This window comes from Citrobacter amalonaticus, from assembly GCF_018252635.1.
Lineage (GTDB): Bacteria > Pseudomonadota > Gammaproteobacteria > Enterobacterales > Enterobacteriaceae > Citrobacter_A > Citrobacter_A amalonaticus_E.
In genome coordinates this window covers 500402-520455 of the sequence record NZ_JAGTXM010000004.1, presented here as the reverse complement: position 1 = coordinate 520455, position 20054 = coordinate 500402, and the positions used below count along the sequence as shown (strand labels likewise).

Annotated in this window: 19 protein-coding genes; 15 read left to right on the top strand and 4 right to left on the bottom strand. The window is 56.3% G+C overall.

Annotation, left to right across the window (positions count from 1 at the left end; translation table 11 throughout):
• The first annotated feature begins 10 nt into the window (after positions 1-10).
• A complete protein-coding gene (dosP, locus tag KE671_RS15240) occupies positions 11-2416 on the top strand; it encodes an oxygen-sensing cyclic-di-GMP phosphodiesterase DosP (RefSeq protein WP_206163627.1) in 2406 nt (801 codons plus the stop codon).
• Between the two features lie 56 nt (positions 2417-2472).
• Here dosP and KE671_RS15235 read toward each other — a convergent pair whose 3' ends face one another.
• Together KE671_RS15235 and hdeB are read right to left on the bottom strand one after the other, a co-directional pair.
• Positions 2473-4404: a methyl-accepting chemotaxis protein gene (locus KE671_RS15235; RefSeq protein WP_206163626.1), complete on the bottom strand. Its 1932-nt coding sequence runs from the start codon at positions 4402-4404 to the stop codon at positions 2473-2475.
• Positions 4405-4561: 157 nt separating this feature from the next.
• The gene (gene hdeB, locus KE671_RS15230; protein ID WP_206163625.1) at positions 4562-4891 is read right to left on the bottom strand and encodes an acid-activated periplasmic chaperone HdeB; all 330 of its coding nucleotides are present in this window, start codon (positions 4889-4891) and stop codon (positions 4562-4564) included.
• A gap of 402 nt (positions 4892-5293) precedes the next feature.
• On the opposite strand from hdeB, the gene KE671_RS15225 reads away from it, so the two are divergent.
• Genes KE671_RS15225 through KE671_RS15195 form a run of 7 tightly spaced genes read left to right on the top strand, consistent with a single transcriptional unit; the run spans position 5294 to position 12181 of the window.
• Entirely contained in the window at positions 5294-6160 is an 867-nt protein-coding gene (locus KE671_RS15225; RefSeq protein WP_206163624.1) for a MurR/RpiR family transcriptional regulator, read from the top strand.
• 14 nt (positions 6161-6174) lie between these two features.
• The gene (gene ddpX, locus KE671_RS15220; protein WP_206163623.1) at positions 6175-6762 is read left to right on the top strand and encodes a D-alanyl-D-alanine dipeptidase; all 588 of its coding nucleotides are present in this window, start codon (positions 6175-6177) and stop codon (positions 6760-6762) included.
• Positions 6763-6777: 15 nt separating this feature from the next.
• Positions 6778-8328 (top strand): ABC transporter substrate-binding protein, encoded by a 1551-nt coding sequence (locus tag KE671_RS15215; protein WP_206163622.1) that lies wholly within the window; start codon positions 6778-6780, stop codon positions 8326-8328.
• A 44-nt stretch (positions 8329-8372) separates the two neighbouring features.
• Entirely contained in the window at positions 8373-9395 is a 1023-nt protein-coding gene (locus tag KE671_RS15210; protein WP_206163621.1) for an ABC transporter permease, read from the top strand.
• A complete protein-coding gene (gene ddpC, locus KE671_RS15205; protein WP_206163620.1) occupies positions 9392-10279 on the top strand; it encodes a D,D-dipeptide ABC transporter permease in 888 nt (295 codons plus the stop codon). The genes KE671_RS15210 and ddpC overlap by 4 nt, the downstream gene beginning before the upstream one ends.
• Positions 10279-11265, top strand: a complete 987-nt coding sequence (locus KE671_RS15200; RefSeq protein WP_206163715.1) for an ABC transporter ATP-binding protein — start codon at positions 10279-10281, stop codon at positions 11263-11265. The genes ddpC and KE671_RS15200 overlap by 1 nt, the downstream gene beginning before the upstream one ends.
• Positions 11258-12181: an oligopeptide/dipeptide ABC transporter ATP-binding protein gene (locus KE671_RS15195; protein ID WP_206163619.1), complete on the top strand. Its 924-nt coding sequence runs from the start codon at positions 11258-11260 to the stop codon at positions 12179-12181. Before KE671_RS15200 ends, KE671_RS15195 begins: the two co-directional genes overlap by 8 nt.
• 55 nt (positions 12182-12236) lie before the next feature.
• Here KE671_RS15195 and KE671_RS15190 read toward each other — a convergent pair whose 3' ends face one another.
• On the bottom strand, positions 12237-13127 hold the full coding sequence (locus tag KE671_RS15190) for a LysR family transcriptional regulator (protein WP_206163618.1): 891 nt from the start codon (positions 13125-13127) through the stop codon (positions 12237-12239).
• 141 nt (positions 13128-13268) lie between these two features.
• Between KE671_RS15190 and KE671_RS15185 the strand changes: the two genes are divergently transcribed.
• The 6 genes from KE671_RS15185 to KE671_RS15160 are packed head-to-tail and all read left to right on the top strand — an operon-like array spanning position 13269 to position 18985.
• The gene (locus KE671_RS15185) at positions 13269-13976 is read left to right on the top strand and encodes a CoA transferase subunit A (RefSeq protein ID WP_206163617.1); all 708 of its coding nucleotides are present in this window, start codon (positions 13269-13271) and stop codon (positions 13974-13976) included.
• A gap of 2 nt (positions 13977-13978) precedes the next feature.
• Positions 13979-14635 (top strand): CoA transferase subunit B, encoded by a 657-nt coding sequence (locus KE671_RS15180; protein ID WP_206163616.1) that lies wholly within the window; start codon positions 13979-13981, stop codon positions 14633-14635.
• A gap of 10 nt (positions 14636-14645) precedes the next feature.
• Positions 14646-15851: an acetyl-CoA C-acetyltransferase gene (locus tag KE671_RS15175; RefSeq protein WP_206163615.1), complete on the top strand. Its 1206-nt coding sequence runs from the start codon at positions 14646-14648 to the stop codon at positions 15849-15851.
• Positions 15841-16764, top strand: a complete 924-nt coding sequence (locus KE671_RS15170; RefSeq protein ID WP_206163614.1) for a 3-hydroxyacyl-CoA dehydrogenase family protein — start codon at positions 15841-15843, stop codon at positions 16762-16764. The genes KE671_RS15175 and KE671_RS15170 overlap by 11 nt, the downstream gene beginning before the upstream one ends.
• Before the next feature lie 44 nt (positions 16765-16808).
• Positions 16809-18203, top strand: a complete 1395-nt coding sequence (locus tag KE671_RS15165; RefSeq protein ID WP_206163613.1) for a GntP family permease — start codon at positions 16809-16811, stop codon at positions 18201-18203.
• Between the two features lie 11 nt (positions 18204-18214).
• A complete protein-coding gene (locus KE671_RS15160) occupies positions 18215-18985 on the top strand; it encodes a 3-hydroxybutyrate dehydrogenase (RefSeq protein WP_206163612.1) in 771 nt (256 codons plus the stop codon).
• Positions 18986-19030: 45 nt separating this feature from the next.
• Here KE671_RS15160 and osmC read toward each other — a convergent pair whose 3' ends face one another.
• A complete protein-coding gene (gene osmC / locus KE671_RS15155; RefSeq protein ID WP_206163611.1) occupies positions 19031-19462 on the bottom strand; it encodes an OsmC family protein in 432 nt (143 codons plus the stop codon).
• A gap of 331 nt (positions 19463-19793) precedes the next feature.
• On the opposite strand from osmC, the gene bdm reads away from it, so the two are divergent.
• On the top strand, positions 19794-20009 hold the full coding sequence (gene bdm, locus KE671_RS15150; RefSeq protein ID WP_206163610.1) for a biofilm-dependent modulation protein: 216 nt from the start codon (positions 19794-19796) through the stop codon (positions 20007-20009).
• The last annotated feature ends 45 nt before the right edge of the window (positions 20010-20054 follow it).

Here is a 20054-nt window from a genome sequence, read left to right as displayed (position 1 = left end):
GAGGTAAAAAATGAATCTATCCGACGTTGAAGGCTCCGGAGACAGCATTTTCTTTCCTGCTCTTGAGCAGAATATGATGGGAGCGGTATTAATTAATGACAATGACGATGTCTTGTTTTTTAATCCCGCAGCGGAAAAGCTCTGGGGATATCGCCGTGACGAGGTGATCGGTAATGGTATCTCGATGCTCATTCCCCACGATTTGCGCGCGGCACATCCGGATTACATTCGTCATAACCGTGAAGGTGGACAGGCTCGCGTAGAAGGCATGAGCCGGGAATTATTGCTGGAACGTAAAGACGGCAGCAAAGTCTGGACGCGTTTTGCCCTGTCGAAAGTGAACGTGGCGGGCAAAATTTTCTATCTGGCGCTGGTGCGTGATGCCAGCGTCGAGATGGAACAAAAAGAACAGAAACGTCTGCTGGTGCTGGCGGTCGATCATCTTGACCGTCCAGTGATTGTACTCGACCCGGCGCGGTGTATTGTTCAGTGCAACCGTGCGTTCACAGAGATGTTTGGCTACGATATCGCCGATTCGACAGGTCAACAGTTGGATAAACTGCTCACTATTCCCGAAGAACCGTCGGATAATCGCCAGCGGCTCAAACAGCTACTCTGGAAAACAGCCCGCGATCAGGATGAGTTTCTGATGGTCACCCGCGCCGGCGAAAAGATCTGGATTAAGGCCTCTGTCAGTCCGGTTTATGACCGGCGAAACGAACTGCAAAACCTGGTCATGACGTTTTCCGATATCACCGAAGAGCGGCAGATTCGCCAGCTTGAGGGCAATATTCTGGCGGCGATGTGCAGCAGTCCACCGTTTCACGAAATGGGCGACATTATTTGCCGCAACATTGAAGCGGTGCTGCGGGATACGCATGTTTCGCTGTATGCGCTGAAAGATAACACCCGCCAGTTCTGGGCGTCGTCATCGAAAGAGATCGACGCGAAAGATCTGAGCGTCTGGACGCTCACCATCCGGCAACGTGATGGTGAGCCAGCCGGGACGCTGTTAATTAAAACGGCGAAAGGAAAAGAGACCAGTGCTTTCATTGAACGCGTGGCGGACATCAGTCAGCATATGGCGGCCCTGGCGCTGGAACAAGAAAAGAGCCGTCAGCATATTGAACGTCTCTTGCAGTTTGACCCGCTAACCGGTTTGCCCAACCGCAATCACCTGCACGCTCATCTCGACGATCTCATTAGCGGCGCAAAAGGCTTTTCGCCGGTGGTGTTTCTCATCAGTGTCGATCACTTCCAGGATGTCATCGACAGTCTCGGCTATGCTGTGGCCGATCAGGTATTGCAACAGGTTATCAATAAAATCCGCGAGCGGCTCAAACCCGATCAGTATTTGAGCCGCATTGAAGGTACACAGTTCGTGCTGGTCAGTGACGACAACGAAATGAGTAATATCACCCAGTTTGCCGATGAACTGATCAATATCGGCAGTGAAGCGACGCTGTATGACGACAAACCCTTCCCGCTGACCTTCAGTATCGGGATTAGCTATGAAGCGGGAAAAAATCGTGACTATCTGCTTTCCACCGCCCACAACGCGATGGATTTTATTCGTAAAGCAGGCGGCAATGGCTGGCAGTTCTTCAACCCGGAAATGAACCTCGCGGTAAAAGAGCGTCTGCAACTGGGCACAGCGTTGAAAAATGCTATTATTACCAACCAGTTGCGGCTGGTATATCAACCGCAGATCTTTGCCCAGACCGGCGAGCTTTATGGTTTCGAAGCGCTTGCGCGCTGGAGCGATCCGGTGCACGGTCACGTACCGCCTAACCGCTTTATTCCGCTCGCTGAAGAGACGGGCGAAATCGAGAACATTGGTCGTTGGGTGGTCAGAGAAGCGTGTCGCCAGTTAGCGGAATGGCGCACGATGCTCCTGACCATTCCGACGCTGTCGGTGAACCTCTCCGCCCTGCACTTTCGCAGCAATCAACTGCCGGACCAGGTGTCGGAAGCAATGGTGGAATTCGCCATTCCGGGCGATCAGTTGACGGTCGAAATCACCGAAAGCATGATGATGGAGCAAGATGAAGAGATCCTCAGGCGCATTGAGATCTTACGCAACATGGGAGTAGGACTGTCGATCGATGATTTTGGCACCGGTTTTTCCGGTCTTTCCCGCCTGGTCAGCCTGCCCGTGACGGAACTAAAAATCGATAAAACGTTTGTCGATCGCTGCCAGACCGAGAAGCGCATTCAGTCTTTACTGGAGGCGATTATCCGTATTGGACAGAGCCTGAACCTGGTAGTCATCGCCGAAGGGGTTGAAACAAAAGAACAGTTTGAGTTGTTGCGCTCGATGAATTGTCCGGTGATTCAGGGGTATTATTTTTCTCGCCCCATTCCGGCTGATGAGATCGCCGACTGGATGCAGACGGCGTTACCGTTGGCTATCTGATATGCAGAACATGCCCGATGGCGCCATCGCTTACCGGGCATATTGTCGCACAGGCATTACGGCAATTTAAACGACGACACCTGCAAGGCCAGCTCTTCGGCTTCAGCTTTTAAGATCTGCGTCCGTGCTGCCGCATCATCAATCAGCGAGGCGTTCTGCTGGACCGTACTGTCCATTTCCGTGACGGCGAGCGTGACTTCGGCAACACCTTTGCGCTGCTCTTCCCCCGCGACGCGAATTTCTCCCATTAACTGACGCACCTGACGAACATGCCCCACCAGTTCCTGCAAGCGATCGCCGGCATGATGAATTTGCTGGCTGCTGTTATCGACGTGAGACACCGACTCATCAATAAGCGCTTTGATTTCCTGGGCGGCGGTCGCGCTGCGCTGCGCCAGCGTTCTGACTTCAGACGCCACCACCGCAAATCCGCGTCCGGCATCACCGGCGCGAGCCGCTTCCACGGCAGCATTGAGCGCCAGAATGTTCGTCTGGAAGGCAATACTGTCAATCACCGAGACGATCTCCACCATTCGGCCTGATGAGGCGCTGACGTTATCCATGGTCGAGATCACCTCATGCATGACGTCTCCACAACGGTTGGCCGTTTGCGCCGTGCTTTCTGAAAGCTCATCCGCCAGTTGCGTATTGCCTGCATTCTGATGAACGGTCGCATTAAGTTGTTCCATCGCGGCGGCACTCTCTTCCAGCGCTGCCGCCTGCTGTGTAACCCGTGTTGACAGCTCAGTATTACTGTCGGCAAGGCTGACGGCGTTGTTCGCCACCACTTCACTGCTGCTGCGCACCGTAAGTAAAATAGCGGAAATTTTATCCACGAAGAGGTTAAATGCTTCCGCAATCGCGGAAATTTCGTCCTTACCCTTCACCTCTAAGCGCCGGGTCAGATCGCCGTCGCCCTGCGCGATATCGTCCAGCGCCTGCCGCGTGTCGTCCAGACGGGCAATCAGTCGGCGAACAGCCAGCCAGGAACCCGCCAGCAGTAGCGTCATGACGGGGATCAGCACTTCAAGAACATCGCGCATCATGACCTTCGCCAGACCGACGATGCGTTCTTGCGGAGTCACCAGTCCCACCACCCAGCCGGTATCGGCCATCGGGAACAACATCACGCGTGACGGCGCGTTCAGGATGCCGTCGTTTTCCAGCGCCACGGCGGTGACATCAGTGGTTTCGGTGCGCAGTTTCTGCAAACGCTGAGCGACAGGGCTTAACCACGCAGAAGCCTTCACCAGATCGCCAACCGTTTTGTGATGCTCCCCATCGTCTTGCGGGAAATAGAGAATCTGCCCCTGCTTGTCGACCACGAAGGCGTATCCGCCAGTGCGTCCGCCCTGTTGCTGCATAAAGCTGGCGACGTTATCGAGTCGAATATCCGTCGTTGCCACGCCAGCGAATTTTCCCGCCAGTTGGTACGGAATACTACAGGTCACCATGTTGATCCCGGAAATGGCATCCTGGTAAACATCTGACCAGACGCAGTTTTCCTGCGAATGCCCCTTCGCGCCCTGATACCAGCTTTCATTGTGGTAGCCGTTGCCACCTGCTGCGTTGTACTCGTCGGAAAACACCAGCTTATCGTCGTTACTGCGCGCCCAGAAAAAACTGCGCCGCGCAACACCAGGCGTAAACGCGTCCGGCTCAGGCCAGATCCCGCCTCCGGTGATGATCGAATTATTCTGTTCGCCGAGAAGATGCGGCACGACGGCGCGGTACAGCGCTTCATCATTTGGCAGGACTTCGGCCAGTCGCGATAAACTGACGGTTTCTCCCTCAATACGTGACAGGACGCTGCTGAGTTGACGTGTCAGGCCATGCCCGGTCTCCTCGATCAACGCCGTGTTGACTTCAACGACGCGGGGTTGCCCACGCCAAAGCATAATGACAACAATCACTAACGTCGTTACGGCAAGTAACGCGATCCCCCCGAGCGTCAAACGAGTCGAAATACGTGACGGATACCAGACCATATAAACATCCTTTTATTTTCAGGCTAATTTATATTCAGTATCGGCACGTATTTTTAGAGCTTTATACAGAATTCCGTATTGTCTTAAATTAATAATGTGACGTTGTCACATATAGCAAAACCCAGCACTCTGGCTGGGTTTAAATACACGCTTAATCTTATTTGCTTAATTCTTTTTTGATTTCGTCTTTAATTTTAGTCAGTTCACTCTGCGGATGTTTTTTACAGATTTCAACGGTTAAAGGAACCGCGGTTGTAACGGTTTCATCGAAGGTGACATAGTCCCCGCCTTTAAAGTCTTCATCTTCGTTTAATACCCAAAAGGCAACCGGCGCCATCGTCTGCGGGTTCAGATCGATGAACTCCTGGCAGCTCATGTTCCTGGGAGTGACGTCGGTTTTCGCGTCAGTGGTTGCGGCATTGACGCTGACACTGGTCAACAGCGCTGCCACTAAAATACCTGCTGTAGAAAGGGAGAATTTGTTCATTATGATGGCTCCGTTAATGATATAAATAACCTCTACATGAGCGCTTTAAACCGTTAATGTAGAACGAAGAGAATAATACCCCTCACGTCCCAGAAATAAATACACGCATACTTGTTATGGCTGTTAGTGATATTTCCCGGTACCGATCCTGATGTTTGTTGTTTATTTCGCCGCGAGAATGTGATCGCGCCTGCGTATCCGGCAGATAACCGCCCTTGCGCCTTACCGTTGCACCAAAACTGCACTACGCTGCACAAATGTTGATCATAAGTTAATTGTTTTTGGCGTAATTTAACAATTACCCCCCGCTACGGCGGCGTTTTTGAACATGGCACGCGTCCTGCATTGTTAATGAACTAACAGTGAACGGATGTTTGACAGCCAGGTAACAGCGAGACGGTGATGACAGCAAAACCTGAGTTACTGACCCGAATTGAACAGACCTTCAGCCTGCATACGCCAAGCGAAAAGCGTGTTGCCAGTTGGCTGTTGACCCATGTAGCGCAAATCCCGTTTGAAACCGCCGACAGCATTGGCAAAGCGACAGGCACCAGCGGGATTACCGTCGGACGTTACCTGCGAAAAATTGGCTATCGCAATCTGGAAGATGCTAAAGCCAGCCTGCGTGAACTGCCTTCTGTCCCCTATCAGCCCTGGGGCATGAACGAGCGTCTGGACTCCTGGCAGCAGCAACAGCAATTGCCGGACCGCGCACGTCAGTCGCTGTCGCTGGAGATTGATGCGATCGCCCATGTCTATCAACTGGCACAAGGGGAAACGTTCCAGCGAATTGCCCGACAGCTGGCGCAGGCGGAAGCGGTGTATGTGCTGGGGATCCAGTCGACGCGAGGGATCGCTAATGCTTTTTTCAGCCATCTCGAGTATCTGCGGCCCAGGGTGAACTATTCCGAAGGGCTATCCGGTAGTTGGGTGGAATCGCTTAATTCCGGGTTTGAGAAACCGTATATCGTGCTGACCGATACCCGCGCTTACTCCGCCATCGCCCGGCAGTACTGTCGCGTCGCCAGCGAGCGGCATATTCCGCTGGCGCTGATTACCGATGTCTGGTGTCCCTGGGCGCGTGATTACCCCATCGATTTATTGCAGGTGAAAACCGACACCGGGCACTTCTGGGATTCGCTGGCGCCGGTGAGCTGTCTGTTCAACCTGCTGCTTTCCGGCGTGGCGGAACAGTTAGGAGATTCACTAACCGGGCGGCTACAGACCAACCGCCAGTTACAACAAGAATTTGGTCAATTCGAACAATAAACAGGAAACGTGCTATGTCTGAAACTCCGCAACTGGTCGATCTGTCGGTGATTTTTCCGACGCTGGATATTGACCTCAAATATGCGACCGCCGATAACCTGACCGGCGCGCCGATTTATCGCGAAGCCCGCTGCCTGCTGCATCAGGATGCAGTCACGGCGCTGGCGAAAAGCATCAGCATTGCGCAACTGGCGGGCCTCTCTCTGGTGGTCTATGACGCCTATCGTCCGCAACAGGCACAGTCAATCCTGTGGGATGCCTGCCCCGATCCGCAATACGTCGTCGATGTCGCCATCGGTTCTAACCACAGCCGTGGAACGGCCATTGACGTCACTCTGAAAGATGCCAACGGCAAGATCCTCGATATGGGCGCGGGTTTTGATGAAATGCATGACCGTTCACATGCGTATCACCCTTCTGTTCCCGCCGTTGCGCAGCGTAACCGACTGCTACTCAACGCCATTATGTTTGGCGGCGGCTTCGTCGGCATCAGCAGCGAGTGGTGGCATTTTGAGTTACCTGCCGCGAGTCGCTATCCGTTGCTGGAAGACTGCATTGCCTGCTTTCCCGTTACAACCACCACAACACACACACCTTTTTGATTCCGGAGCGTCGTCATGAAATTAACATCGTTGTTTCGTCCCGCGTTGATTGCCGTTTCCCTGGCGATGGCCCTGCCTGCGGTCCAGGCTGCCGTCCCGAAGGACATGCTGGTGATCGGTAAAGCCGCCGACCCGCAAACCCTTGACCCGGCGGTCACTATTGATAATAACGACTGGACGGTGACCTACCCGTCCTATCAGCGTCTGGTGAAGTACAAAACCGAGGGCGATAAAGGTTCTACCGAGGTGGAAGGCGACCTGGCAAGCGGCTGGAAAGCTTCTGATGACCAGAAAGAGTGGACGTTTACGCTTAACGATCGGGCCAAATTTGCCGATGGTTCCCCCGTGACGGCCGATGCCGTGAAACAGTCCTTCGAACGCCTGCTGAAAATCAGCCAGGGGCCGGCGGAAGCGTTTCCTAAAGACCTCAAAGTGGAAGCCATTGACGCGCACACGGTGAAATTTACCCTTAGTCAACCGTTCGCCCCATTCCTTTACACGCTGGCGAACGACGGTGCGTCGATCATCAACCCGGCGGTGCTGAAAGCGCATGCCGCGGATGACGCCCGCGGATTTCTGGCGCAAAACACGGCAGGTTCCGGGCCGTTTATGCTGAAAAGCTGGCAGAAAGGCCAGCAACTGGTGCTGGTCCCAAACCCGCATTACGCCGGGCCAACACCGAACTTTACACGGGTGTCGGTAAAAATTATCGGCGAGAGCGCGTCGCGTCGTCTGCAGCTGTCGCGCGGCGATATTGACATTGCGGATGCCCTGCCGGTGGATCAGCTCAGCGCGTTAAAACAGGAAGGCAAAGTCGCGGTGGCTGACTATCCGTCGCTACGCGTGACCTATCTCTATCTGAACAACAGCAAAGCGCCGCTGAATCAGGCGGATCTGCGCCGGGCGATCTCCTGGTCCACCGACTATCAGGGCATGGTGAAAGGGATCCTCAGCGGCAACGGTAAGCAGATGCGCGGGCCGATCCCCGAAGGCATGTGGGGTTACGACGCCTCTGCGCTGCAATACCGCTTTGATGAAGCCAAAGCGAAAGCAGAATGGGAGAAAGTCGCCAGCAAACCCACCAGCCTGAGCTTCCTCTATTCCGACAACGATCCGAACTGGGAGCCGATCGCGCTGGCCACTCAGGCCAGCCTCAGCAAACTGGGCATTACCGTGAAGCTGGAGAAACTGGCGAACGCCACCATGCGTGACCGTGTGGGCAAAGGCGATTACGACATCGCCATCGGTAACTGGAGTCCGGACTTTGCCGACCCGTATATGTTCATGAACTACTGGTTCGAGTCTGACAAGAAAGGTCTGCCCGGTAACCGCTCGTTCTATGAAAACGCCGACGTTGACAAACTGTTGCGCAGCGCGCTGAGCACGACTGACCAGACGGCCAGAACTAAAGACTACCAGCAGGCGCAGAAAATCGTCATTGATGACGCGGCCTACGTCTATCTGTTTCAGAAGAACTACCAGTTAGCGATGAACAAAGAGGTCAAAGGCTTCGTGTTCAACCCAATGCTCGAACAGGTCTTTAATATCGGCACCATGAGCAAATAAGCCACGTTAATGCGGAGCCGTACAGGCTCCGCCAGGGGAAGCCAATGACTTTCTGGAGCATCTTGCGCCAGCGCTGCTGGGGCCTTGTCCTTGTGGTGGCCGGCGTTTGCGTTATCACCTTTATTATTTCGCACCTGATCCCCGGCGATCCGGCACGTCTGCTGGCAGGCGACCGGGCAAGCGAAGAGATTGTTGAAAACATTCGCCAACAGCTTGGGTTGAATCAACCGCTGTATGTGCAGTTTGCGCGCTATGTAAGCGATGTCTTCCAGGGGGACTTAGGTATTTCCATTCGTACCGGGCGTCCGGTGATGGAAGAACTGCGCGTCTTTTTCCCGGCAACGCTGGAACTGGCCTTTTGTTCACTGCTTCTGGCGCTGGTCATCGGTATTCCGTTGGGCATACTTTCCGCCGTCTGGCGCAATCGCTGGCTGGATCACCTGGTGCGCCTGATGGCGATCACCGGTATTTCGACGCCGGCTTTCTGGCTGGGGCTGGGGGTCATCGTGCTGTTTTACGGCCATCTGCAAATTTTACCCGGTGGTGGACGACTGGATGACTGGCTGGATCCGCCCACGCATGTGACCGGGTTTTATCTGATTGATGCCCTGCTGGAAGGCAACGGCGAGGTTTTTTTTAATGCCTTACAGCATCTGATTTTACCGTCGTTGACGCTGGCGTTCGTTCATCTGGGGATAGTGGCGCGGCAAATCCGCTCCGCGATGCTGGAACAGCTCAGTGAAGATTATATCCGCACGGCGAAAGCCAGCGGGCTTCCCGGCTGGTACATCGTGCTGTGTTACGCCCTGCCCAACGCGCTGATCCCGTCGATTACCGTGCTTGGACTGGCGCTGGGCGATCTGCTGTATGGCGCGGTACTGACAGAAACCGTTTTTGCCTGGCCAGGCATGGGCGCCTGGGTGGTGACGTCCATTCAGGCGCTCGACTTCCCGGCAGTAATGGGTTTTGCCGTGGTGGTCTCTTTTGCCTATGTGCTGGTCAATCTGGTGGTGGATCTGCTCTATCTGTGGGTGGACCCGCGCATTGGACGTGGAGGTGCTGAATGATGTTAACCGAAGAGACGCCGGTACGCGTGACGCGTCGGCGAATTGACTGGGCCCGACTGTTCTGGCTGATGAAAAGCAGTCCGCTGACAATGATTGGCGGCGTGATTATTGTCCTGATGCTGTTACTGATGGTGCTGTCGCCGTGGATCGCACCTTTTGATCCCAACGCGATCGATTTAAGTGCGCGGCTGTTGCCGCCAACGGCGACGCACTGGTTTGGGACCGATGAAGTCGGACGCGATCTGTTCAGCCGTGTGCTGGTGGGCAGCCAGCAGTCGATCGTTGCCGGGCTGGTGGTGGTCGGAATTGCGGGCGGCGTCGGCTCACTGCTGGGCTGTCTGTCCGGCGTGATGGGCGGTCGCGCCGACGCTATCATCATGCGGATGATGGATATCATGCTGTCGATCCCCTCGCTGGTGCTGACGATGGCGCTGGCCGCAGCGCTCGGACCGAGCCTGTTTAACGCGATGCTGGCGATAGCCATTGTACGTATTCCCTTTTACGTGCGTCTGGCGCGTGGGCAAACGCTGGTCGTGCGCCAGTTTACCTACGTTCAGGCGGCCCGCACCTACGGCGCTTCCCGCTGGCATTTGATTAGCTGGCACATCCTGCGTAACTCGCTGCCGCCGCTGATTGTGCAGGCATCGCTGGATATTGGCAGCGCCATCCTGATGGCGGCCACGCTGGGCTTTATCGGGCTTGGCGCTCAACAGCCGAGCGCCGAATGGGGGGCGATGGTGGCGATTGGTCGTAACTACGTACTCGACCAGTGGTGGTATTGCGCTTTTCCTGGCGCCGCCATCCTGATCACGGCCGTCGGTTTTAACCTGTTCGGTGACGGGATCCGTGATTTGCTGGATCCGAAAGCAGGAGGAAAACAGTGATGACTCAACCGGTGCTGGAAATAGACGATTTACACTTGAGTTTTCCGGGATACAACGCTGATGTACACGCGCTTAACCATGTGTCGCTGTGTATTCATCGTGGCGAAATCGTCGGCGTCGTGGGCGAATCAGGGTCCGGGAAGTCGGTCACCGCGATGCTCACTATGCGTCTGCTGCCGGAAGGCAGCTATCGTATTCATCAGGGGCGCGTCTCGCTTTTGGGCGAAGATGTGTTGAACGCCAGCGAAAAGCAAATGCGCCAATGGCGCGGCGCACGCGTGGCGATGATCTTTCAGGAGCCAATGACGGCGCTCAACCCGACGCGCCGTATCGGCCAGCAAATGGTGGAAGTGATTCGCCATCATCAGACGGTGAGCCGGTCGCAGGCCCGCGAAAAGGCGATTACCCTGCTGGAGGAGATGCAGATCCCCGACGCCGCCGGGGTGATGACCCGTTTTCCGTTTGAGCTTTCAGGCGGTATGCGCCAGCGGGTAATGATCGCCCTTGCCTTCTCCTGTGAGCCTGAGCTGATTATTGCTGATGAACCCACTACCGCGCTGGATGTCACCGTGCAGTTGCAGGTGCTGCGCCTGCTGAAACACAAAGCCCGCGCCAGCGGCACGGCCGTGCTGTTTATCAGTCATGACATGGCGGTGGTATCGCAGCTTTGTGACCGGCTGTACGTGATGTATGCCGGAAGCGTGATTGAAAGCGGCCCGACCGAGGCCGTGATTCACCATCCGACCCATCCCTATTCGATTGGCCTGCTGAAATGCGCGCCGGAACAGGGGGAACCGCGCCAGCCGCTGCCGGCGATCCCCGGCACCGTGCCGGATCTCACCCGTCTGCCGCGCGGCTGCGCGTTTCGCGATCGCTGCTTTGCCGCGGGCCCCCTTTGCGAAACCATACCCGCCATGAGCCCGCACGGCGCAGGCGAACAGCGCTCGGCCTGCTGGTATCCTCATCTGGAGAGTCCCCATGTCTGAAACGTTACTGGCTTTACAGGATGTACATGTCAATTTCCCGGCGAAGAAAAACTGGCTGGGACGCGTCACCGAACGCGTGCATGCGCTCAACGGGATGGATTTACAGATCCGCCGCGGCGAGACGCTGGGAATTGTCGGTGAATCCGGCTGTGGAAAAAGCACGCTGGCGCAGTTGCTGATGGGAATGCTGAAACCCAGTCGGGGACAGTATCAGCAGGATCCATCGTCGACCGAAATGCAGATGGTGTTTCAGGACCCGCTCTCTTCGCTGGATCCGCGTCTGCCGGTGTGGCGGATTATCACCGAACCGGTGTGGATCCAAAAACGCAGCAGTGAACAGGAGCGTCGGGCGCTGGCGGCGACCTTAGCCAGTCAGGTTGGGATCCGCCCGGAATATCTCGACCGCCTGCCGCACGCTTTCTCCGGTGGACAGCGTCAGCGAATCGCGATTGCCCGCGCGCTGTCGTCAGAACCGGATGTGATCGTGCTGGATGAGCCAACGTCAGCGCTGGATATTTCCGTTCAGGCGCAGATCCTGAACCTGCTGGTCGCGTTGCAGGTCAGCCGCAATCTGACCTACATTCTGATTTCGCATAACGTCTCAGTGGTACGCCATATGAGCGATCGGGTGGCGGTGATGTACCTCGGGCAAATCGTCGAGATCGGCGATACGGCGCAGGTGCTCTCGAGCCCGGCACACCCTTATACCCGTCTGCTGCTGGATTCCGTGCCGAAAACCGGCGCGCCACTGGCCGAGGATCTGGTGATCCGCAAAACGGAATTGCCCGGCAACCGGATCCTGCCGACGGGCTGTTTTTTTCGCGACCGGTGCCCATTGGCGACCCACGGCTGTGAAAAACGGCAGACGTTACGCAGGCTCGATGCGGGACCTGACGTACGATGTTGGCGTGCCTGATAGCGCTGCTTTCCTCAGGCCAGACGGCTTATCGTATGCCGCCATCCGGCATGGTTTACGCGCCGTAGGCCAATTTCAGCGTATCTAACAGCGCCTGCGCAGCGGTGGATAATTTATGGTGCGCAGAGCGTAACACCCCGACCCGCCGCTCAATCACCGGGCCGTCCAGTTCCAGACAGACGGCTCCGAGTTCCTGCATCTGTGTGCGACATAGCGCCGGTACCGCGCTGCCGCCCAATCCGTTGGCGACCAGACGACCGACGGTGACCAGTTGATGGCTTTCCAGCGCCACGTCCAGCGGTCGGCCGCTTTGCGCCAGCTGTTCTTCCAGCATCAGCCGCACCGCTGAGGGGCGTTGCAGGGCAATGAAATCCAGCGTCAACAGTTCGCGCCAGGCAATCCGCTCCCGCGTGTTAAAGCGAGAATCGGGCGGCACAATGGCAATAAAGCGATCCAACCCGAGCGGCGTAAAGTGCAGATGCCCGGAGTAGTCCGGCTCAAAGGCTATGCCCATCTCAACCCGCCCCTCACTGACCATTTCAATCACCTGCTCATTCACCACGTCGTGAACCGTGACGTTGATGCCTGCATAACGATCGCGAAAAGTTTTCAGCACCGGGGGCAGAACGTTGGCGGCAAATGACGGCATTGCTGCCACTGACACTTTTCCTCGCTGGAGGGTAAAGCGCTGCCGCATCGCCTCTTCGGTATTGTCCCAGTCGGCAAGCAGCTGACGTGCCATCGCTAACAGGGTTTCCCCCTCCTGGGTCAGCGTAACCCGGCGGGTGGTGCGTAACAGTAACGGCCCGCCAAGTGCCTCTTCCAGCCCCTTGATTGTCAGACTGAGCGCGGGCTGCGACATATTCAACCGTTCGCTGGCATGCGCGAAATTCAGAGTGTGAGCTACCGCTAAAAACGCGCGTAACTGTTTGATGCTCATTTTCATTTTGCGCCCCATTAACTAATTGAATACATTTAATTAACATTAAATTGATAAAAAAACCAAATGAATGGGTCACAAATTTAAAATTAACAAATCATTTTCCGCCCCCAATGATGTCGGCAAGGACAACTGGAGGGCAAGTATATGGCTGGACTGGATAAACGGGTCGCCACGTATCAAGAGGCGCTGGAAGGACTCGCCGATAATATGACGCTGTTGGCGGGAGGATTTGGCCTGTGCGGGATCCCGGAGAACCTGATTGCGGAAGTCCGTCGTCGCGAGGTTCAGGGGCTAACGGTCGTGTCGAACAACTGTGGCGTGGACGGTTTCGGCCTGGGCGTCCTGCTGGAAACGCGGCAGGTACGCAAAGTGGTCGCCTCGTATGTCGGCGAAAACGCGCTGTTCGAACAACAGGTATTAAGCGGTGAACTGGAGGCCATTCTGACACCACAAGGCACGCTTGCCGAACAACTCCGGGCGGGCGGCGCGGGCATCCCCGCCTTCTTTACCGCCACCGGCTACGGCACACCGGTGGCTGAAGGCAAAGAAGTGCGTCAATTTGAGGGGCGTCCCTACATCATGGAACGCGCCATCACCGGCGACTTCGCGCTGGTCAAAGGCTGGAAGGCCGACTGGTACGGCAATGTCATCTATCGCTACACCGCGCAAAACTTTAACCCGCTGATGGCCGCCGCCGGGCGGGTCACCGTCGTCGAAGTCGAAGAGATCGTCCCTCCTGGCGAGCTCGACCCCGCTGCCATTCATACCCCCGGTATATTCGTCAACCGCGTGATTCAGGGGCAGTTTGAAAAACGCATTGAGCAACGCACGCTGCGCAGCAAAGGAGCCTGACCATGTTAACGCGTGAACAAATGGCCATGCGCGTCGCCCGTGAACTGCGCGACGGTTACTACGTCAATCTGGGGATCGGCATTCCGACGCTGGTCGCCAACTACATTCCTGACGGCATGGACGTCATGTTGCAGTCAGAAAACGGTCTTCTCGGTATGGGGGCCTTCCCCAGCGAAGAGGAGATCGATGCCGACATGATCAATGCCGGTAAGCAGACCGTCACTGCGCGTAAAGGCGCGGCGATTTTCGACTCGGCACAGTCTTTCGCCATGATTCGCGGCGGTCACGTGGACCTCACGGTACTGGGTGCCTTTGAGGTGGACGTCAGCGGCAATATCGCCTCCTGGATGATCCCTGGAAAAATGGTGAAAGGCATGGGAGGTGCGATGGACCTGGTGGCTGGCGCGGAAAACATCATTGTGGTGATGACTCATGCGTCAAAAAGCGGTGAGTCCAAACTCCTCCCGGCCTGCACACTGCCGCTGACCGGCGTCGCCTGCATTAAGCGGGTGCTTACCGATCTGGCGCTGCTGGAAATTCTCGACGGCAGTTTCATTCTGCGTGAACGCGCGCCAGGAGTCAGCGTGGATGAGATTGTCCGTAAAACCGCCGGGGCGCTGATCGTCCCTGAATACGTCCCCGAAATGCAATTCAACTGAGGATCTGACCATGCAGGATGTTGTGATTGTCGCGGCGACGCGTACGCCCATCGGCAGTTTTCATGGCGCCCTGGCGCCCCTCTCCGCCGTCGAACTCGGCGCGGTGACAATTCGCGCGCTGTTGGCGAAGACAGCCATTACCCCCGATGCGATCGATGAAGTGATCTTCGGCCAGGTGCTGACCACCGGTAGCGGCCAGAACCCGGCGCGGCAGACGGCGCTGAAAGCCGGACTGCCGGTCACCACGCCGGCAGTCACCGTCAATCTGGTCTGCGGATCGGGTTTGAAAGCGGTGCAACAGGCCGTACAGGCCATTCGCTGTGGCGACGCGGAAATCGTGATTGCCGGAGGCCAGGAGAGCATGAGTAATGCCCCCTATTTTCTCGACGGCGCACGCGCGGGTTTACGCCTCGGTCACGCCAGTCTGAAAGACAGCGTGGTTCATGACGGTTTATGGGATGCGTTTAACGATTATCACATGGGGATCACGGCGGAAAATCTGGCGGACCGCTTTGCAATCAGTCGTGAGCAGCAGGACGCGTTTGCCCTGCTCTCGCAGCAGAAAGCCGTTGCCGCACGTGAAGCAGGACGTTTCGCCGCAGAAATCACCCCGGTCAGCGTCCCGCAGGGGAAAAAACCACCGTTGCTGGTGTCGTTGGATGAACAACCGCGCCCGGATACCCGGGCAGAAAAACTGGCGCAACTGAAACCGGCCTTTCGACCGGGCAACGGCTCGGTCACCGCTGGTAACGCATCATCCCTGAACGACGGCGCTGCGGCCGTCATGCTGATGAGTGCCCGTCGCGCCGCGGCGCTGAATATTCCGGTGCTGGCGCGTATTGCCGGCTATGCCGTGTCCGGTGTGGACCCGGCGTTCATGGGTATCGGTCCGGTGGCGGCGTCACGTCAATGCCTGCAACGCGCAGGATGGACGCTGGATGCCCTCGATCTTATTGAAGCCAACGAAGCGTTTGCCGCACAGGCGCTGGCGGTGGGACAGGAACTAGGTTGGGACAGCAGCAAAGTCAATGTTAACGGCGGCGCGATTGCGCTTGGCCATCCGATTGGCGCGTCCGGCTGTCGCATTCTGGTCACGCTGCTGCACGAAATGGCGCGGCGCAATGTCCACAAAGGACTGGCGACTCTCTGTGTCGGCGGCGGTCAGGGTGTGGCGCTCGCCGTAGAACGTACAACAGGAGTTTTCCATGCTGAATAACCGTTTCACCGTTTTAGGTGCCGGATTAATGGGGGTCGGTATCGCCACCCATTTTGCCCGCTCTGGACATGATGTCTGGCTGTATGACACCGACAGTGCCCGCATTGCCGATATCCCGGTGGTCGCAGGCGGCATTCTGGATGAGCTGATCGCCACCGATCGGTTCTCCGTACTGGATAAAGAGGCCGTGCTCGCCCGTTTATACGGGACGACAACGCTGGAGGATGTTGCCGCGTCGCCGCTGCTGATCGAAGCCATTCCCGAACGTCTGGAACTCAAGCATGCGCTGTATGCCCGCCTTGAGGCACTGATCACGCCGGAGGCGATTATTGCCAGCAACACCAGCGGCCTGCCGCCGGATGCGCTGGCGGAAGAACTCGTCCACCCTGAGCGACTGCTGATCGCCCATTTCTGGCATCCGCCGCACTTTATTCCGCTGGTTGAAATCGTCCCTGGCAGCCAGACAAGGCCGGAATACCTCCAGTCCGTACAGCAGCTTCTCAGCATGATGCAACTGGAAGCGGTGATCCTCGATCGCGCAGCGCCGGGTTTTGTCGGTAACCGCCTGCAGTTCGCCCTGCTGCGTGAAGCGCTGCATATCGTTAAAAGTGGGATTGCCAGTGCGGAAGTGGTGGATCAGGTGATGCGCGCCTCCCTCGGACGGCGCTATGCAATGGTCGGACCGCTGGAAGCGGCGGACATGACCGGCCTGTCGACGGTACAGGACATCTGTAAGCATCTGCTGCCCGAACTGGCGACCGGCAGCGACATGATGTCGTTGGTCGCAGAAAAGGTAGCCCGTGGAGACACCGGCTGGCGCAGCGGCAAGGGATTTTATCGCTGGGATGACGCGCGCAAGGAATACATCCGGCAACGCAGAGAGCACCAACTGCGCTTTGCCCTGAAACCGTAACTTCTCTTTCTGTACCCCCACTATAACAACGATATCGAGGAGTCATGATGAGTGTGTTAATCGCTCTGGCCGCGCTGGGGTTGCTGATGCTGGCAGCCTACCGTGGATACAGTGTCATTCTGTTTGCCCCCATCGCTGCCTTAGGCGCCGTGTTACTGACCGAACCCAGCGCCGTCGGCCCCGCCTTCACCGGCTTGTTTATGGAAAAGATGGTCGGTTTTGTGAAGCTCTACTTCCCGGTATTTTTACTGGGCGCGGTGTTTGGCAAATTAATCGAGTTATCCGGTTTTTCCCGTTCGATCGTTGCGGCGGCCATTAATATTCTGGGACGTCGCCATGCGATTCCGGTCATTGTGCTGGTCTGTGCGCTGCTGACCTACGGCGGCGTGTCGCTGTTCGTCGTGGCGTTTGCGGTCTACCCGTTCGCAGCCGAACTGTTTCGCCAGAGCAATATCCCCAAGCGTTTGATCCCGGCTACGGTGGCACTGGGCGCCTTCTCTTTTACCATGGATGCGCTGCCCGGCACGCCGCAAATCCAGAACATTATCCCGACCAGTTTCTTTGGCACTAACGCCTGGGCCGCGCCCTGGCTGGGACTGATTGGCTCACTGTTCATTATCGTTGTCGGTCTTCTCTATCTCGAACGTCAGCGGCGTAAAGCGTTTGCCAAAAATGAAGGCTACGGAACGGACTTGCAAAACGAGCCGGAAACACCGGATAACATCAACCTGCCCAACCCGATCATTGCGATCTCGCCGCTGATCCTGGTGGGGGTTTTCAACCTGCTGTTTACCCGCTGGATCCCGGTGTGGTACGGCAGCAGCCATCAGCTCGAACTGCCGGGACTGGCCGCGCCTATCACTACTGAAATCAGCAAAATCACCGCCATCTGGGCGGTGGAAGCGGCGCTGGTTTCCGGGATCCTGCTGGTGGTGATTTTTGGCTACCGCAATATTCGCGGCCGCCTGGCGGAAGGCAGCAGAACCGCCGTTGGCGGCGCTATTCTGGCGGCGATGAATACTGCATCGGAATACGGTTTTGGCGCGGTGATCGCCGCCCTTCCCGGTTTTCTGGTGCTGTCGAAAGCGCTATCGGCTATCCCGGACCCATTACTTAATGAAGCGATCAGTATTACTACGCTGGCAGGTATTACCGGTTCTGCGTCCGGCGGGATGAGTATTGCGCTGGCAGCCATGTCGGATACTTTTATTGCCGCCGCTCACGCCGCCAATATTCCACTGGACGTGTTCCACCGCGTGGCGTCAATGGCCAGCGGTGGGATGGACACCCTGCCGCACAACGGCGCGGTGATCACCCTGCTTGCGATCACAGGCCTTAGCCACCGTCAGGCCTATGGCGGAATTTTCGCGATTACAGTGATTAAAAGTCTGGCAGTGCTGTTTGTTATCGGGGTGTTCTACACCACCGGTATTGTCTGAGGAGTAATAAAATGAATTTACACGGTAAAATTGCGCTGGTCACCGGCTCCACCAGCGGTATTGGTTTAGGCATTGCGCAGGTGCTGGCGAAGGCAGGTGCGACGATTATCCTTAACGGCTTCGGCGATGTGGCAGCGGCGAAAGAGGCCATTGCCCAATGCGGAACACCCCCCGGCTATCACGGTGCCGATCTGAGCGATGCCGCGCAAATCACCGAGATGATGCACTACGCGCAACGCGAGTTTGGCGGCGTGGATATCCTGGTCAACAACGCCGGGATCCAGTATGTCTCGCCGGTCGAAACCTTTCCGGTGGACAAATGGAACGCGATCATCGCTATTAATCTGTCCTCGGTGTTTCACACCACCCGTCTGGCGCTGCCGGGCATGCGCGAGCGTAACTGGGGACGGATCGTTAACATTGCTTCCGTGCATGGGCTGGTGGCGTCGAAAGATAAATCGGCCTATGTCGCCGCCAAGCACGGCGTGGTGGGATTCACCAAGACGACGGCGCTGGAGACCGCGCAAACGGGCGTGACCTGCAATGCGCTCTGCCCCGGTTGGGTGCTGACGCCGCTGGTTCAGCAGCAAATTGATCAGCGCATAGCCGAAGGCGCGGCACCGGACGCGGCGCGTGATGCGCTGCTGGCGGAAAAGCAGCCTTCGAGAGCGTTTGTCACCCCGGAACAACTGGGCGAATTGACGCTGTTCTTGTGTTCGGGTGGCGCAGCACAGGTGCGCGGCGTGGCGTGGAATATGGATGGCGGTTGGGTGGCACAGTAGGATTTTTATGCCCGGCCAGCATCACGCGACCGGGCAATGCTGCCGTTACGACTTCAGTTGATAATCGAGGGTGATTTCCGCTTTCAGCACCTGCGACACCGGGCAGCCAGCTTTCGCTTTCTGGATGATACCGTCGAAGGTCGCGGCATCGATTCCTGGCACGTTCACTTCGCTGCGCAGCGCGATTTTGGTAATCGCGAAGCCAGCATCCACTTTATCCAGCGATACGTCGGCCGTGGTGTCGATGGCGTCTGGCGTAAAGCCCGCCTCGCCAAGCATCAACGACAGCGCCATTGAGAAACAGGCGGCATGTGCTGCGCCAATCAACTCTTCCGGGTTGGTGCCTTTTGCCCCTTCAAAACGAGTGTTAAAGCCATAAGGCTGCTGGTTCAGCACGCCGCTTTCCGTCGAAACGGTGCCTTTCCCACGTTTAATGTCGCCTTCCCAGTGTGCCTGACCTTTCTTATGGATTGTCATCGTTGCTCTCCTGTTGGCTAAAGAGAAAAAGTATAGACCATGATTTGCTACTCTGAATAAATTAAAAGAAAAACGTTCCGGAATAATCTTTGCAATAATAAAACCTGACCAAAGGTAAATTATGGGCAATTTACAGGGCTAGAGAAATATATGCCCAACGTCTTGAGATAGATTTATTTTTAGAGTAACCCCTTTGAAATCATAAAATTAAATACCTTTTCCTGCTTCCAGGACTTTTCTGAACCACAGGCGTTAAAATATTTGCCATTCTGAATGTGAATTAAATTTCTGCGAGCCGTACTTAATAAATACATCGACACGGAGGCACATTATGTTTACTTATCACCCAGCAACGACTTCAGCAGCACAGCCGGCATTAGTTCACGCCATTGAGCAGGGTCTTCGCGCAGAACTGGGCGCTGTCACTGAAGATGACATTTTAATGGAGCTGACCAAATGGGTCGAAGCGACGGATAATGACATCCTCAGTGACATTTACCAGCAAACCATCAATTATGTGGTCAGCGGGCAGCACGCCTCACTTTAAGATGCTATGCTGTATCACGCACCTCAGGGTACATTTCTTTCGCAA